Annotated in this window: 15 protein-coding genes; 1 reads left to right on the top strand and 14 read right to left on the bottom strand. The window is 62.3% G+C overall.

The features are described from left to right. Positions 1-104: 104 nt before the first annotated feature. Positions 105-1,028: a histone deacetylase family protein gene (locus tag NKG59_RS10530; protein ID WP_253536668.1), complete on the bottom strand. Its 924-nt coding sequence runs from the start codon at positions 1,026-1,028 to the stop codon at positions 105-107. A 131-nt stretch (positions 1,029-1,159) separates the two neighbouring features. Here NKG59_RS10530 and mltB point away from each other — a divergent pair, with 131 nt between their 5' ends. After that, entirely contained in the window at positions 1,160-2,284 is a 1,125-nt protein-coding gene (gene mltB / locus NKG59_RS10525) for a lytic murein transglycosylase B (RefSeq protein WP_253536667.1), read from the top strand. A gap of 73 nt (positions 2,285-2,357) precedes the next feature. Here mltB and cysM read toward each other — a convergent pair whose 3' ends face one another. From cysM to hisC, 13 genes are all read right to left on the bottom strand, one after another. Beyond that, the gene (gene cysM / locus NKG59_RS10520; RefSeq protein ID WP_253536666.1) at positions 2,358-3,260 is read right to left on the bottom strand and encodes a cysteine synthase CysM; all 903 of its coding nucleotides are present in this window, start codon (positions 3,258-3,260) and stop codon (positions 2,358-2,360) included. Between the two features lie 110 nt (positions 3,261-3,370). Then, entirely contained in the window at positions 3,371-3,688 is a 318-nt protein-coding gene (locus NKG59_RS10515) for a ComEA family DNA-binding protein (RefSeq protein WP_253536665.1), read from the bottom strand. Positions 3,689-3,826: 138 nt separating this feature from the next. Beyond that, positions 3,827-4,822 carry an ADP-glyceromanno-heptose 6-epimerase gene (gene rfaD, locus NKG59_RS10510; protein ID WP_253536664.1) on the bottom strand — a complete coding sequence of 332 codons (996 nt, stop codon included), beginning with the start codon at positions 4,820-4,822 and terminating at the stop codon, positions 3,827-3,829. Further along, positions 4,819-5,772 carry a D-glycero-beta-D-manno-heptose-7-phosphate kinase gene (gene rfaE1, locus NKG59_RS10505; RefSeq protein WP_253536663.1) on the bottom strand — a complete coding sequence of 318 codons (954 nt, stop codon included), beginning with the start codon at positions 5,770-5,772 and terminating at the stop codon, positions 4,819-4,821. Before rfaE1 ends, rfaD begins: the two co-directional genes overlap by 4 nt. Positions 5,773-5,810: 38 nt before the next feature. Continuing rightward, positions 5,811-7,175: a UDP-glucose dehydrogenase family protein gene (locus NKG59_RS10500; protein ID WP_253536662.1), complete on the bottom strand. Its 1,365-nt coding sequence runs from the start codon at positions 7,173-7,175 to the stop codon at positions 5,811-5,813. A gap of 64 nt (positions 7,176-7,239) precedes the next feature. Then, positions 7,240-8,514 (bottom strand): lipopolysaccharide assembly protein LapB, encoded by a 1,275-nt coding sequence (lapB, locus tag NKG59_RS10495; RefSeq protein WP_253536661.1) that lies wholly within the window; start codon positions 8,512-8,514, stop codon positions 7,240-7,242. A gap of 3 nt (positions 8,515-8,517) precedes the next feature. Continuing rightward, on the bottom strand, positions 8,518-8,841 hold the full coding sequence (locus NKG59_RS10490; protein WP_253536660.1) for a LapA family protein: 324 nt from the start codon (positions 8,839-8,841) through the stop codon (positions 8,518-8,520). Between the two features lie 182 nt (positions 8,842-9,023). Next, positions 9,024-9,452 (bottom strand): integration host factor subunit beta, encoded by a 429-nt coding sequence (locus NKG59_RS10485; protein WP_045204506.1) that lies wholly within the window; start codon positions 9,450-9,452, stop codon positions 9,024-9,026. Positions 9,453-9,497: 45 nt separating this feature from the next. Continuing rightward, on the bottom strand, positions 9,498-11,186 hold the full coding sequence (rpsA, locus tag NKG59_RS10480) for a 30S ribosomal protein S1 (protein ID WP_045204507.1): 1,689 nt from the start codon (positions 11,184-11,186) through the stop codon (positions 9,498-9,500). Between the two features lie 135 nt (positions 11,187-11,321). Beyond that, on the bottom strand, positions 11,322-12,017 hold the full coding sequence (gene cmk, locus NKG59_RS10475) for a (d)CMP kinase (protein WP_253536659.1): 696 nt from the start codon (positions 12,015-12,017) through the stop codon (positions 11,322-11,324). Between the two features lie 26 nt (positions 12,018-12,043). After that, positions 12,044-13,348, bottom strand: coding sequence for a 3-phosphoshikimate 1-carboxyvinyltransferase (aroA, locus tag NKG59_RS10470; RefSeq protein WP_253536658.1), 1,305 nt, complete (start codon positions 13,346-13,348; stop codon positions 12,044-12,046). Positions 13,349-13,373: 25 nt separating this feature from the next. Then, the gene (locus NKG59_RS10465) at positions 13,374-14,282 is read right to left on the bottom strand and encodes a prephenate dehydrogenase (protein WP_253536657.1); all 909 of its coding nucleotides are present in this window, start codon (positions 14,280-14,282) and stop codon (positions 13,374-13,376) included. A gap of 96 nt (positions 14,283-14,378) precedes the next feature. Beyond that, positions 14,379-15,503, bottom strand: a complete 1,125-nt coding sequence (hisC, locus tag NKG59_RS10460; protein WP_253536656.1) for a histidinol-phosphate transaminase — start codon at positions 15,501-15,503, stop codon at positions 14,379-14,381. Between the last annotated feature and the right edge of the window lie 27 nt (positions 15,504-15,530).

Here is a 15,530-nt window from a genome sequence, read left to right as displayed (position 1 = left end):
ATGAGGCGCTAGTGTAAGGCAGACCCTACATGCGAGGAACGATTCTTTAACGATGTCTTTATTACTTTTTCGAATGTCCTCAACGATTCGTCATCGTCGACGGCTTAAAGCTCCGCCAGCGCCTTGATGTGAGCCACCACGCTGCGACCCAGCGCGCTGAGGTTGTAACCGCCCTCGAGGCAACTGACGATACGGCCCTTGGCGTGCGTGCGCGCCACTTGCATGAGTTGCTTCGTAATCCACGCGTAGTCCGCCTCAACCAGGCCCATCTGGCCCAGATCATCTTCGCGGTGCGCATCGAAACCGGCGGAGATGAAGAGCATCTCTGGCTGGAACGCCTCCAAGCGAGGCACCCAAATGGTCTCCACCACTTCGCGCACGGTCAGGCCGTTCGTGTACGCCGGCAGTGGAATGTTCACCATGTTGGCCGCAACCGCTTCCGTGCCGGAATACGGATAGAACGGGTGCTGAAAGATGCTGCACATCAGCACGCGCGGCTCATTGATGAACGCCGCTTCGGTGCCGTTACCGTGGTGCACGTCAAAGTCGACGATCGCCACGCGTTGCAAGCCGTGATGCTCCAGCGCATGACGCGCAGCCACGGCCACGTTGTTGAAGAAGCAGAAGCCCATCGCCCGGCCCGGCTCCGCATGATGGCCAGGTGGGCGCACGCTGCAGAAGGCGTTCTCCAGTTCACCGGCGATGACCTTATCGGTGGCATCCACCGCGGCACCTGCGGCCAGCACCGCGGCCATATAAGTGTGCGGGTTCATCGAGGTATCGGGATCGATCGGCATATAGCCGGCAATCGGCACGCTGGCCACCAACTCGCGCACGTATTCGGTGCGATGGACGCGACATAGCTGCGCCTCGGTGGCAGGCGGCGCCTCGCAGGGAACGAGCAGGTCGTCGATGCGGCTGGCGATGAGCTGGTCTTCGATCGCGCGCAGGCGGTCCGGGCATTCGGGATGGTGTGGTCCCATCTCGTGCCGGAGGAATTCGGGATGCGTGTAGAGGCCGGTCGCCATGTTGTTGTGATCCGGTGTGTTTCAGTGTCTCCAGCCGCTACGTTAGCACGGCGGTGCGACAACGCCGCACGCCCCGGGCGATCCGACAGACGCATCCGCTACAATGCCCCGATCCCGTATGAAGCCCGCCCATGAGCCAATCGCCTTCTTCCCGTCGTCCCGTATTGCGCGCCCTGGTGGCTGGCGCAGCGCTCTCCGCGCTCTCTTTCCCGGCACTCTCGCTGGCTGCCAAGAAAGCCGCCAAATCGCCCAAGCGCCGCGTAGCGGTGCATGAAGAAGAGATCGACCCCGATCGTTATCGCAACAACCCGCAAACGCAGGCCTTCATCGGCATGCTGGTCGCGCAGTACAACTTTGACCGGACATCGCTCGATACGCTGTTTGCTGGCACGGCCTATTCCGCCACCGTGGCACGCCTGATCCTGCCTCCGGCCACGCCCGCGCGGCGCAGCTGGACGGCCTATCGCGGCCGCTTCATCGAGCCGATCCGCATTGGCGCAGGCGTGCGGTTCTGGCAGCAATACGGCGACACGCTGCGCCGCGCCGAGAACGAATTCGGCGTGCCTGCCGACGTGATCGTGGGCATCCTGGGCGTCGAGACGATCTACGGCCGAGACATGGGCAACTTCCGCGTGATGGACGCGCTGTCCACGCTGGCCTTCGACTACCCCGACACGCCCAACCGCGAAGACCGCAGCACTATGTTCCGCAACCAGCTCAAGGACTTCCTGCTCTGGTGCCGTGACACGGGCGCGGATGCGTTCTCGATCCTTGGCTCATATGCGGGGGCAGTCGGCATTCCGCAATTTATGCCGACCAGCATCCGCGAATACGCCGTCGATTACGACCACGATGGTCATATCGACCTGCGCAACAGTGCGGTGGATGCCATTGGCAGCGTCGCGCGCTTCCTACAGATGCACGGCTGGGAGCCGAACCGCCCTGTGATGTGGAACATTGCCGGCGACACTGACAGCCAGGGCATTGCGGCAGCCGCTGCAGACGGCCAGCCGTATCCCGGCATGACGTTGTCCAGGCTCACACGCGCTGGTCTGGCCCTGGCTCCGGGCGTCGATGCCGCGCGCGAGCAGGAAACCGAAGTGCTGATGATCGATCTGCCCACGCCGGGTCAACCGACCGAGTACCGCGTCGGCCTGCGCAACTTCTACGTGCTCACGCGCTACAACCGCAGCTTCTTTTACGCAGCCGCGGTGTACGAGTTGGGCCAGGCCGTACGGCAGGCGATGCAGGGTTGATCCGCCGCCCAGGCAAAGGCAAACGAAAAGCGCAGCCGAAGCTGCGCTTTTTTCATGGCGATGCGGCGTGCCGTCAGGCTGGGAAGACGCCCGTCGACAAGTAGCGATCACCTCGGTCGCACACAATGAAAGCGATCGTCGCGTTTTCGACTTCCTCGGCTACACGCAGCGCTACGCACAACGCCCCCGCCGCAGAGATTCCACAGAAGATGCCTTCTTCGCGAGCCATGCGACGTGCCATGTGTTCGGCGTCGGACTGGCTCACCGACTCGGTGCGATCGATGTACTTCGGATCGTAGATCTTCGGCATGTACGCCTCAGGCCACTTGCGGATGCCCGGGATGCGCGAGCCTTCTTCCGGCTGTGCGCCCACGATCTGGATGCCGGCATTCTTCTCTTTCAGGAAGCGCGAGACACCGGTAATCGTGCCCGTCGTGCCCATCGCCGAAACGAAATGCGTGATGCGGCCTTCGGTGTCGCGCCACAGTTCAGGGCCGGTGGTCTCGTAATGCGCGAGCGGGTTGTCCGGGTTGGCGAACTGATCGAGGATGACGCCCTTACCTTCCTTTTCCATCGCATCGGCCAGATCGCGTGCGTATTCCATGCCGCCCTTGACGGGGGTGAGGATGATCTCCGCGCCGTATGCGGCCATGCTTTGGCGGCGTTCCACCGACAGGTCTTCCGGCATGATCAGAACCATCTTGTAGCCACGCACGGCGGCGGCCATGGCCAGGGCAATGCCTGTGTTGCCCGACGTGGATTCGATCAGCGTGTCACCCGGCTTGATGCGGCCACGCGCTTCGGCGCGCTTGATCATGGACAACGCGGGGCGATCCTTGACCGAGCCGGCGGGGTTATTGCCCTCGAGTTTGCCGAGGATGACATTGCCGCGGCGCGCGTTGCCTTCGCCGGGAATACGCTGGAGCTGAACCAGCGGCGTGTTGCCGATGGTGTCTTCGATGGTGAGATAGGCCATGATGCGTGGGGGACGGGAATCAAAGCATTGTAATGCAGCCCAAATCCCTCCCCCGCACATGGCAAAACGCCCCGCTCGGGGCGGGGCGCTGTCGGCAGATAGTCGCAGACTTATTTCTTCTTCGCGTCCTTGCCGTCCTTCTTGGCTGCGGCCGGCGCTGGTGCCGGCCCCCCGAACGTCAGACCCTCGTTCTCCAGCTTGACCAGTGTCTTGTCACCAATGCCGGACACGCGAGCCTTGAAGTCGGCGGCGTCTTTGTACGGGCCATTCTTGGTGCGCTCTTCAATGATCGACTTGGAACGCTTGGGGCCGATGCCGGACAGCGTTTCCAGCGCAGCGTGATCTGCGGTATTCACGTCTACCGCGGCCCACGAGACCGACAGCATCGACAGCGACATCAAGGCGGTGGCCAACAGCTTCTTCAACATGTGCTTCTCCTTGTATAGGGAATAAAAAAAAACCGCCACGTGAGCGGCGGTTTCGGCACATCTTAAAGAGCATCCTGGCGATGCTGCAGCGCGCGAACAAAAAGTCACACGCTGTCTGATTGTTGAGGTGCTATGCGATCAGGCCGGCTGCCTCAACAGCCACTGGCAGTAACGCTCCACGCCCTCCTGGACAGTCAGGAACGGCGCCGTGTAGCCCGCCGCGCGCAGGCGCGACTGGTCCGCCTGCGTGAAGCACTGATACTTGCCGCGCAACGCATCGGGAAATTTCACGTACTCGATCAGGCCTTCCTGTGCCAGTTCTTCGGTGGAAAGCGCCGGCTTGCCATCCGCTGCGCGCAACGTGTTCACGACCGTCGTCGCGATGTCGTTAAACGGCTGCGCGCGGCCCGTGCCGAGGTTGAAGATGCCCGACTTGTCCGGATTGTCGAAGAAGAACAGGTTGACCTTCACCACATCTTCCACCGACACGAAATCGCGCATCTGGCCGCCCTGCGGGTAGCCGTTGTACTCGCCGAACAGCTTGACGGTGCCTTCAGCGCGGAACTGGTTGAAGTTGTGGAATGCCACAGACGCCATGCGACCCTTGTGCTGCTCGCGCGGGCCGTAGACGTTGAAGTAGCGGAAGCCGACGATCTGCGACAGCGCGGTCGGCATGACACGGCGCACGATCTGGTCGAACAGCAGCTTGGAATAGCCGTACACGTTGAGCGGCCGCTCGAACTCGGGCTCTTCGCGGAACGTTTCCGACGCGCCGTACGTGGCCGCCGACGAGGCATAGAGGAACTGCACGCCTTGGTCCAGACACGCGCGCATCACCGCCAGCGAGTAGCGGTAATTGTTGTCCATCATGTAGCGACCATCGGTCTCCATGGTGTCGGAGCAGGCGCCCTCATGGAAGATCGCGCGGACTTTGCCGAACTCGCCGCGCGCAAAGCGTTCGACAAAATCGGTCTTGTCCAGGTAGTCGCTGATCTGGCAGTCGACGATGTTCTTGAACTTGTCGGCCCGCGTCAGGTTGTCCACGGCGATGATGTCGGTCTCGCCGCGCTCGTTCAGGCCTTTGACGATGTTGGCGCCGATAAAGCCAGCCGCGCCGGTGACGATGATGGTCATGATCGTTGATCAGGTGATAAGTTGAAGAGTTCTGCGTGGGTGACGACAGCCGTGCCCAGCTTGCCGACGACGATGCCGCCTGCGCGATTCGCGTACTGCACGGCTTCCTTGATGTTGGCCCCCGCGCCCAGCAGTGTGGCCAGCGTAGCGATCACGGTATCGCCCGCGCCCGAGACGTCGAACACTTCCCGCGCCTGCGCTGACACGTGCAACACCTCGTGCTCGGTATAGAGCGTCATGCCTTCTTCCGAGCGTGTAAGCAGCAGTGCCTCGAGCTGCAGTTCGCGACGCAGGTTCTGTGCACGGATGGTGAGGTCCTGCTCGGATTTCCACGAGCCGACCACCTGACGCATTTCAGCGCGGTTGGGCGTGATCATGGTTGCGCCCTTGTAGCGCGAATAATCGTCGCCCTTCGGGTCGACCAGCACGCGGCGGCCCGCCTGGCGTGCCGTCTCGATCATCTTGCCCACGTGCGTGAGACCGCCCTTACCGTAGTCCGACAGCACCACAACGTCGTGCTGCGGCACCAGCGTGGCGAAACGATCGAGCACCGACATCAGCACTTCATGCGTAGGCGCGTTCTCAAAATCGACGCGGATCAATTGTTGCTGACGTGCCAGCACGCGCAGCTTGATCGTCGTGTTGACCGCCGGGTCACGATGCAGTTGACCCGTAACGTGGCTCTCGCCAAGCAGCGTTTCGATGGTGCGGCCCGGTTCGTCATCGCCAATCACCCCGAGCATGGTGGCCTGCGCGCCCAGTGCCGCCACGTTGCGCGCCACGTTGGCGGCACCACCAAGGCGTTCTTCCTGGCGCTTGATCTGCACGACCGGTACCGGCGCTTCCGGCGAAATCCGATCGACGTCTCCAAACCAGTAGCGGTCGAGCATCATGTCGCCGACCACGAGAATACGGGCGGCGTGGATCTGTTCGGAAGCGAGCGTGGTCATGGGTCTGGGCGTCGGCAGCGGCCGGTGGTTCTCGGTGATTACGATTGGGTGGAGCGCCCGATGGCCTGGTATTCAAAGCCCGCATCGCGCATGGCTTGCGGCTCGAACAGGTTGCGGCCGTCGAACACCATCGGCGTCTTCAACAGGGCCTTCACGGCGTTGAAATCCGGGCTGCGGAACGCCTTCCACTCGGTCACGATGACCAGCGCGTCGGCATTCTTGAGCGCGTCCATCTGACCGGCGCAGAACGTCACGCGTTCCAGTTGTTCGGCAGAAAGATCGAGCGCCAGCGCATGGCGGGCCTCTTCCATCGCAACCGGGTCATACACGTGCACGCGCGCGCCACGCCCCAGCAGCGCACCGATCAGGATGCGGCTTGGTGCTTCGCGCATGTCATCGGTGTTCGGCTTGAAAGCCAGCCCCCAAATGGCGAACGTGCGGCCGGTCAGGTCGGCGCCCATGCGGTCTTCGATCTTGCTGACCAGCACTTCCTTCTGCTTGTCGTTGACGGCTTCGACCGCTTCCAGCACGTGCAGCGTCTGACCGTACTCCTGCGCCGTGCGCACCAGCGCCTGCACATCCTTCGGGAAACACGAACCGCCGTAGCCAGTGCCGGCGTAGAGGAAGCTGTAGCCAATACGCGGGTCGGAGCCGATGCCCAGGCGAACGAGTTCGATATCCGCGCCCACCTTGTCGGCCAGATTGGCCATCTCGTTCATGAACGAGATGCGTGTGGCCAGCATCGAATTGGCGGCGTACTTGGTGAACTCTGCGGAGCGCACGTCCATGTAGAACGTGCGTTCGTGGTTGCGGTTGAACGGCGCGTAAAGCGTGCGCATGATGGCCTTGGCGCGCAGACCGTCGTTATCGCCATACGTGCCGAGCACGATGCGGTCCGGGCGCATGAAGTCGTCCACCGCAGCGCCTTCTTTCAGGAATTCGGGGTTCGACACCACCGAAAAGCCGATGTCCGACTTGCCGCGCGTTGCCAGGACTTCGCCAACCGCAGCGCGCACCTTGTCGCCCGTTCCCACAGGCACCGTCGATTTGTCGACGATCACCTTGAAGCCCGTCATGTGCTGGGCGATGTTGCGGGCGGCCGCGAGCACGTACTTCAGGTCGGCCGAACCGTCTTCATCGGGCGGCGTGCCCACAGCGATGAACTGCACGTCGCCGTGCGCCACGCTGGCAGCCACGTCGGTCGAAAACTGGATGCGGCCGGCCGCGCGGTTGCGCTCGATCAGCTCCTTCAGGCCCGGTTCGTAGATGGGCACGCCGCCGGCGTTGAGCAGGTCGATCTTCTTCTGGTCGACGTCGAGGCAGAACACATCGTTGCCCAGCTCCGCCAAACATGCGCCGGTGACCAGACCGACATAACCGCTACCGATGATGGTGATTTTCATACGAACACTTGAAGATTAAAAAAGCGCCAGCGCGGCTGCTACAAACAGGCCGCGCCGGACTAAATTACATGCTCGCACCGCCGCTGCCGCCGAGTGTCTCGGTACGGCGCGGTGCATATGTTTCCCAGCGGTTGCAGCCGGGGCACTGCCAATAGAACAGACGCGCGCGGAAACCGCACTCCTGGCAGGTATAGCGCGCCAGATTGCGCGTACGGCTTTGCAGCAAATCGCGAATGGCGCCGAGATCCTGCGCGCGCTGGATATCGGCATTGCTGCCCGCTTCAACGGGGTCTGCCAGCGCACTTTCGGCTACGTCAGCCGTCGCGGGTGCCTCATTGCCAACCGCCTCGGACGCGCGAGTCGCTTCGGCTTCCACGAGCCGCGTCAACGCCATCAGCGACGGCTGACGACGGATCTGGTCGCGCATCAGCGCCACGGCATCGTCAATACCGTGCACATCCAATTCGTACTTGTAGACCGTATCGAGCAGTTCGGGGCCCAGGCGCGCGTCCATCTTGGAGCGCAGCCATGCGAGTCCCTCGGCGGCTCGGCCAAGCTGCGTGTACGCCTTCATCAGGCGTTCAGCCACCAACGGCAAGAAGGCCGCGTTTTGCTGTTCGATGCTGCGCCAACGCTTGATGGCGCCTTCCACATCGCCCTGCCCTTGTGCCACATCGCCCAACTGAATGGTGGCGCGTACGTTCTTCGGATTCTCCTGCAGCGCACGTTCCAGCCACTCGATGGCGGTCGGTACATCCTTGCGCTGCAGCGTTTCCTGGGCGATCTCGCAGCAGAACTGCGCGATCTGCACGGCATAATCCTTGCCTTGCAGCTTCTGCAATTCACGCGCTGCTTCAATGGCCTTGCGCCACTCCTTCTCGACTTCGTACAACTCGAGCAGCACGCGCTTGGCTGGCTCAGCGAATGTGCCTTCCATCAGCAAGCGCAGGGATTCTTCTGCGCGATCCAGCAGGCCGGCGCGCAGGAAATCCTGCCCCAGTTCAAACAGCGCGTGATCGCGCTCATTGGGGGGAAGATCCGGGCGGTTGACGAGATTTTGATGAACGCGGATGGCGCGCTCGGTTTCACCGCGGCGGCGGAACAGGCTACCGAGCGCAAAGTGCAACTCCGTGGTCTCCGGGTCCAGACGCGCAACTTCAATGAAAGCGTCGATGGCCTTGTCCGGCTGCTCGTTGAGCAGGAAATTGAGCCCCTTGAAGTACGAGCGCGGCAGCGACGATTGTTCGGTGCGCAACTGGCGGGCATCGAGCCGAGCGGCCACCCAGCCCAAGCCAAACACCAGGGGGATGGCCAACAGCCACCAGAGATCAAAATCCATGCGTCAGACCTTGGGGCCGGGAACGTGATACGGAGAATCGGCGACTACGGGGGTGGGCACCTCGATCACCTCATCCGCCTTCTTCATGCGACCGATCTGGCGGCGCAAGCGGCTTGCCGTAAAGCGATGCCGCATCATGCGCGGCGCCATCGCCAGCATGGCCAACAAGATGCCGGCGACAAAGAATGCCAAGGCGATCAGGATCAACGGTGCATGCCAGACCACGCCAAACGGGAGCACGAGCGAGACTTCCGCCGTGTTGTGCAGTGCCAGCACGAAGAGCAGCACGAACAACAGAATGCGGATGGCCCAGACGAGAAATTTCATGCGGATTCGGAAACGGGCGGCGGTGCAACAGCCGGAAACGGCGCGATTGCCGGGTTGTGCCGCATTGTAGCGGATTCATATGGCGGCCAGCCACGCCAGGCTTGGCGGCGGACAAGCATCGCCGGAATAAAAAACGCCCCGGCAAGCGGGGCGTTCCTGAAACTACCAAGTGCTACCTAGGCTTAGCGCGACATTGCCAGCGGCACCGCCGTGTCTACCGGAAAACCGGCAGCCTGACGGGTGCTGTCAGCCTGTCTCGAAGCCTTTACAGTCGCGAGCGACACGGCAGGCTCACCCTCCAAAGAAGGCTCGCCTTGTCGCTCCAGGCTGCGGTCAACCCGTTCGCGCAACTCCTTGCCCGCCTTGAAGTGCGGCACCCGCTTCTCGGGTACCAACACCTTCTCGCCTGACTTGGGATTGCGGCCGACACGCGGCGGACGACGATTCAGACCGAAACTTCCGAATCCGCGGATCTCGATGCGGTGGCCGTCCGCCAGGGCGTCGGACATCGCATCCAGGATCGTCTTGACCGCGATATCGGCATCCCGCAGCAGCAGCTGCGGAAAGCGAGCGGCCAGCTTTTCCACGAGTTCGGACTTGGTCATGGGCATCTTGCGCGCGTCCTCGTCGTTCTTTAGGGTCGACCCGGTTGATGCTTACTGATTGGTTTCGTTCAGCTTGGCCTTCAGCAGCGCGCCGAGGTTCGTGGTACCAGCTGCGCCGGTATCCGCCGAGAACTTCTGCATCGCTTCCTGTTGGTCGGCGCTGTCCTTCGCCTTGATGGAGACGTTGATGTTGCGCGACTTGCGATCGATGTTGACGATCATCGCGGTCATCGTTTCGCCTTCCTTCAGCACGTTGCGGGCATCTTCCACGCGGTCGCTCGAGATTTCCGAGGCGCGCAGGTAGCCTTCAACGTCGTCAGCCAACTGCACCACGGCACCCTTCGGATCAACAGCCTTGATCGTGACCGGCACGATCGAACCCTTGTCGTTGGTCGAGATGAAGTTGTTGAACGGGTCGCCCGACAGTTGCTTGATACCCAGCGAGATGCGTTCCTTGTCGACGTCGATGGCCAGCACAACGGCTTCGACTTCGTCGCCCTTCTTGTACTTGCGAACGGCTTCTTCGCCAGTCTCTTGCCACGACAGGTCCGACAGGTGCACCAGGCCGTCAATGCCGCCCGGCAGACCGATGAACACGCCGAAGTCGGTGATCGACTTGATCTGGCCAGCCAGCTTGTCGCCCTTCTTCTGGTTGCGCGCGAAATCGTCCCACGGGTTGGCCTTGCACTGCTTCATGCCCAGGCTGATACGACGCTTGTCTTCGTCGATATCCAGAACCATGACTTCCACTTCGTCGCCCAGCTGGACAACCTTCGACGGGGCCACGTTCTTGTTGGTCCAGTCCATTTCCGACACGTGGACCAGGCCTTCGATACCGGCTTCGATCTCGACGAATGCGCCGTAGTCGGTCAGGTTGGTCACCTTGCCGAACAGGCGAGTGCCTTGCGGGTAGCGGCGCGAGATGCCGACCCACGGATCTTCGCCCAGTTGCTTGACGCCCAGCGAGACGCGGTTCTTCTCTTGGTCGAACTTGAGGATCTTGGCGGTGATTTCCTGGCCAACCGACAGCACTTCGCTCGGGTGACGCACACGACGCCATGCCAGGTCGGTGATGTGCAGCAGACCGTCGATGCCACCCAGATCCACGAACGCGCCGTAGTCGGTGATGTTCTTGACGATACCGTTGACGATCGCGCCTTCCTTGAGCGTTTCCATCAGCTTCTGACGCTCTTCGCCCAGCGTGGCTTCAACCACGGCACGGCGCGACAGCACAACGTTGTTGCGCTTGCGGTCCAGCTTGATGACCTTGAATTCAAGGGTCTTGCCTTCGTACGGCGTGGTGTCCTTGATCGGACGCACGTCGACGAGCGAACCCGGCAGGAATGCACGAATACCGTTGACCATGACGGTCAGGCCGCCCTTGACCTTGCCGGTCACGGTACCGGAGATGATCTCGCCGGATTCCAGTGCCTTCTCAAGGTTCAGCCACGAAGCAAGACGCTTGGCCTTGTCGCGCGACAGGATGGTGTCGCCGTAGCCGTTTTCCAGTGCGTCAATAGCGACCGAAACGTAGTCGCCGATTTGCACTTCGAGTTCACCCTGATCGTTCAGGAATTCCTCGATGGGTACAAATGCTTCAGACTTCAGGCCCGCGTTCACAACGACGAAATTGTGGTCGATACGCACAACTTCCGCAGAGATGACCTCGCCAGCCTTCATATTGGTCTGGGCGATCGACTCTTCGAACAGGGCGGCAAAAGATTCGTTAGTTTGGGACATAAAAAATAGGCATCCGCAGAACATGCCTCGCATTGCTTTCGCACAGAATGGGCGAAGACACGCATGCGGGGTTATAAGTTGAACAACCGCCGGCGGCGACATGCCACCGGCACCGATCGAACCAGCTCAGCCGAGTCAGTTCGCCTTGTTGGCGCCCTGCACCTGACGGTACCAGTCCAGTACCTGCGCGACCACTTCATCGACCGTCATGTCGGACGAATCCAGTTGCCGCGCATCTTGCGCCGGACGCAGCGGCGCGACACTGCGGGTGCGATCCCGCAAATCACGCGCTTCCAAGTCCTGCGAAAGACTTTCCACTGTAGCAGAAAAACCCTTTGCAATCAATTGTTTATAGCGCCGCTCGGCGCGTGCCTGCACGCTTGCCGTCAGGAACACCTTGAGCACTGCTTCGGGGAAAACCACCGTGCCCATATCGCGGCCGTCGGCCACGAGGCCGGGCGCTTCCAGGAACGCCCGCTGACGTGCGTGCAACGCCTCACGCACCGCGCCATGCACGGCGATGGCCGAAGCCTGGTTGCCAACGGATTCATGTCGCAGCGCCAAACTCACATCCTCGCCCTTGAGCCAGATGTGATCTGCCTTGAAGCGCACATCGAGTTCCCGTGCGATACGCACGAGGCTCTCAACGTCGTGGTCGTCGATGTTCTCGCGCATACTGGCAAGCGCCACCAACCGGTACAGCGAGCCGCTATCGAGCAGGTGAAAACCGAGCAGATCAGCGATCTGGTGAGCGACCGTGCCCTTGCCAGATGCGGTCGGACCGTCGATGGTGATGACCGGGTACGACATGGAAGCAGCGGTGTCGGACATGATGAATGCAGGCGGTTAATTGCGATTCAAGCGGTAATACCGCCGAACGCCGTGAAATATTCCGGAAACGTCTTGGCGACGCAGCGCGGGTCGTTGATACGCACGGGCACTGGGCCGAACGCCGCCAGCGAGAAAGCCATTGCCATGCGGTGGTCATCGTAGGTGTCGATGCCGCCGGCCGGCGGGGTCCATTGCGACGGAGGGGTCACGCGAATGTAGTCGGGGCCCTCCTCCACCTCGGCCCCAAGCTTGCGCAGCTCGGTGGCCATGGCGCTTAGCCGGTCGGTCTCCTTGACGCGCCAGCTCGCAATGTTGGTCAGCGTGGTCGTGCCGTCGGCAAACAGCGCGGCCACCGCCAGCGTCATTGCCGCATCCGGAATGTGATTGCAATCCAGCTCGACGGCGTGCAGCTTGCCGTCGTCGCGCTCGACGCCGCGCACTTCAATCCAATTGCCGCCGGCCATGACGTTGGCGCCCATGCGGTTAAGCGCGTCGGCAAAGCGGACATCGCCCTGAATGCTGGACATGCCCACACCTTCCACACGCACCGGCCCGCCGCCAAGGGCGCCAGCGGCCAGGAAGTACGATGCGGACGAAGCATCGCCTTCCACAAAGATCTCGCCCGGCGCCTTGTAGGCCACGCCGGTCGGCACGGTGAACGACGCCCAGCCGTCGCGCGCAACCTGCACGCCGAAGCGCGCCATCAGGTTCAGCGTGATCTCGATGTAAGGCTTGGAAATCAGCTCGCCAACCACTTCGATGGTGACATTGCCGGCAGACTCGACCAGCGGCAGTGCCATTAGCAAAGCCGTCAGGAACTGACTCGACACATCGCCGCGCACGCGGATCGGCGCGTCGATCTTGACCGACGCGGCGTGGATCGCCAGCGGCGGATAGCCAGCGTTGCCCGTGTAGTCGATGCTTGCGCCAACTTGGCGCAAGCCGTCGACCAAGTCCCCAATCGGCCGCTCGTGCATGCGCGGCACGCCGTGCAGCGTGTACTCGCCGCCTTGCAGCGCCAGCGCGGCCGTCAGCGGGCGGATGGCTGTGCCGGCGTTGCCCATGAACAGATCAGCCGACTTATTCGGAAAGCGGCCGCCAGTGCCGATGACACGGTACGCGTTGTCGCCCAGGCCTTCGACCGAGACGCCCAGCTTGCCAAGCGCATCGAGCATGACGCGCGTGTCGTCAGAGTCGAGCAGGTCGCGCACCACGGTCTCGCCTTGGGCGAGCGCCGCAAGCAGCAGCACACGATTGGAGATGCTCTTCGAGCCCGGCAGCTTGATTGTGCCGCGCGCCGTCTTCAGCGGACCGACGTCCAGATATTCCATGAATCCACTCAGTTCAAAACAAACGTTATTCAGGTTGTGCGCCAGCGGCATTTCCCGGTGCCACACGTTGCGGCCACGCCAAGCGCGCTTCGCTGGCACGGCGGAACACGCGCTCGAGCGCTGCGCCGTCGCGTTCCGCAATCATCGTCTTGAGACGCCCGATCACGGCTTCGTACGTTGTAAGTTCACGCAGCAGCGCATCGCGATTCGACAGGCAGATGTCACGCCACATCTCGGGCGATGATGCGGCGATGCGCGTGAAATCGCGGAAGCCGCCACCGGCAAAATCGAGCTTGAGCGCCCCGTCTTCTGCATTGATGATCTGCGCGACCAGCGCATATGACAGCACGTGCGGCAGATGGCTGACGGCGGCGAACACGGCGTCGTGCTGCACGGCCGACATGATGTGGCAATACGCTCCCGCCGCTTCCCACATCGCCTGCACACGGGCAACGTCGCTGCGGCGATTTTCCTGCAGGGGGCAAAGCACGGTCTTTTTGCCGACATAGAGATCGGCCAGCGCAGCCTCCACGCCGTTCAGCTCACGGCCGGCAATCGGGTGGGCCGGAACGAACTGGCTGACCTGATCGCCCAGCGCCGTCTTGGCGGCCATGATGACGTCGGACTTGGTGCTGCCGGCATCCGTGACAATGGTGTCCGGGCCCAGATGCGGCTGCATGGCGAGCAGCAACGGCAGCGTCTGCGCGACTGGCGCGCACAGCACGACCATGTCGGCGCCACGCACAGCCTCTTCCATCGGCAAGGCCTCGTCGATCACGCCAAGACGGATCGCCGCCTCAAGCGACGCGGCAGATCGCCCGACGCCTACGACATGCCCAACCACACCCGCACGACGCAACCCCAGCGCCAGCGAACCGCCAATCAGGCCGACACCGACAATCACCAACCGGGAACTGGAAAAAGAAGAGGCCACAACACCGCCCTGCCAGAAAAAAGCAAAGCGGCATTGTAGCCCGATGTGCGCAGCGCCCGAGCCTGATACGGGGCGCTGCAGCGGTTGCGGTAGTAGTTACGCCGCGGCTTTTTCCTGCGCCAGCGCCACTTCGAGTGCATCGATGAATGTGGCGTTTTCTTCCGGCAAGCCGATGCTGATGCGCAGCCACTGCGGCAAGCCGTAGTTGCCGACCGGACGCACGATCACACCTTGCTTGAGCAACGCAAGGTTCACGCGCGCACCGGCGCTGGCGTCTTCGCCTACGCGCACCAAGACAAAGTTGCCCGAGGACGGCACGTACTGGAGGCCCAACCGATCAAACGCGTCCGTCAGTTGCACGTAACCGGCAGCGTTCAGTTCGGCTGATCGGCACAGGAATTCCGCATCATTGAGCGCCGCCACCGCAGCCGCCTGCGCCAGGCTGTTAACGTTGAACGGCTGGCGGATGCGGTTGAGCAAATCAGTCAATTGCGGCTGCGCGATTCCATAGCCCACACGCAAGCCAGCCAACCCATACGCCTTGGAGAATGTGCGCGACACAAGCAGGTTCGGGTACTGGCGCACCCAGGCGGTGGAGTCGTACTGCTGGTCGGGCTTGAGGAACTCGTTGTACGCCTCGTCCAGCACGACAACGACAGTCGGCGGCACCTTGGCCAGGAACGCTGCAATCTCATCGGCCGAAAGAAACGTGCCGGTAGGGTTGTTCGGGTTGGCGATGTAGATCAGACGCGTGTCCGGGGTAATCGCTGCGGCCATCGCATCGAGGTCATGGCCGTAATCGCGAGCCGGCACCTCGATGGCACGCGCACCCACCTCCTGAGCTGCCAACGCATACACGGCAAAAGAGTGCTGCGCATAGATCACAGCCTGCCCCGGCGATACCAGCGCGCGAGCCGCCAGTTCGAGGATGTCATTGCTACCGTTGCCGAGCGTGATCCATGCTTCCGGCACGCCAAACCTGGCATGCAACGCCGCCTTCAGGCTGAAGCCGTTGGCGTCCGGATAGCGCGCCAGCTCGTCAATGGCCGAGGCCATCGCGTTCTTGGCTGACTGCGGCATGCCCAGCGGATTTTCGTTGGACGCCAGCTTGACGATGCGCGCGGCATCCAGACCGAACTCGCGTGCCACTTCGGAAATCGGCTTACCGGCCACATAAGGGGCGATGGCGCGGACATACTCGGGGCCGAACTGCAAAGACATGGGGTGCTCCTCTGTTATCGACGCTCT

It is taken from the genome of Ralstonia chuxiongensis, from assembly GCF_024158925.1.
Taxonomy (GTDB): domain Bacteria; phylum Pseudomonadota; class Gammaproteobacteria; order Burkholderiales; family Burkholderiaceae; genus Ralstonia; species Ralstonia chuxiongensis.
Note: the sequence above shows the minus strand (reverse complement) of the source record. Positions and strands in the feature narration are given on the sequence as shown.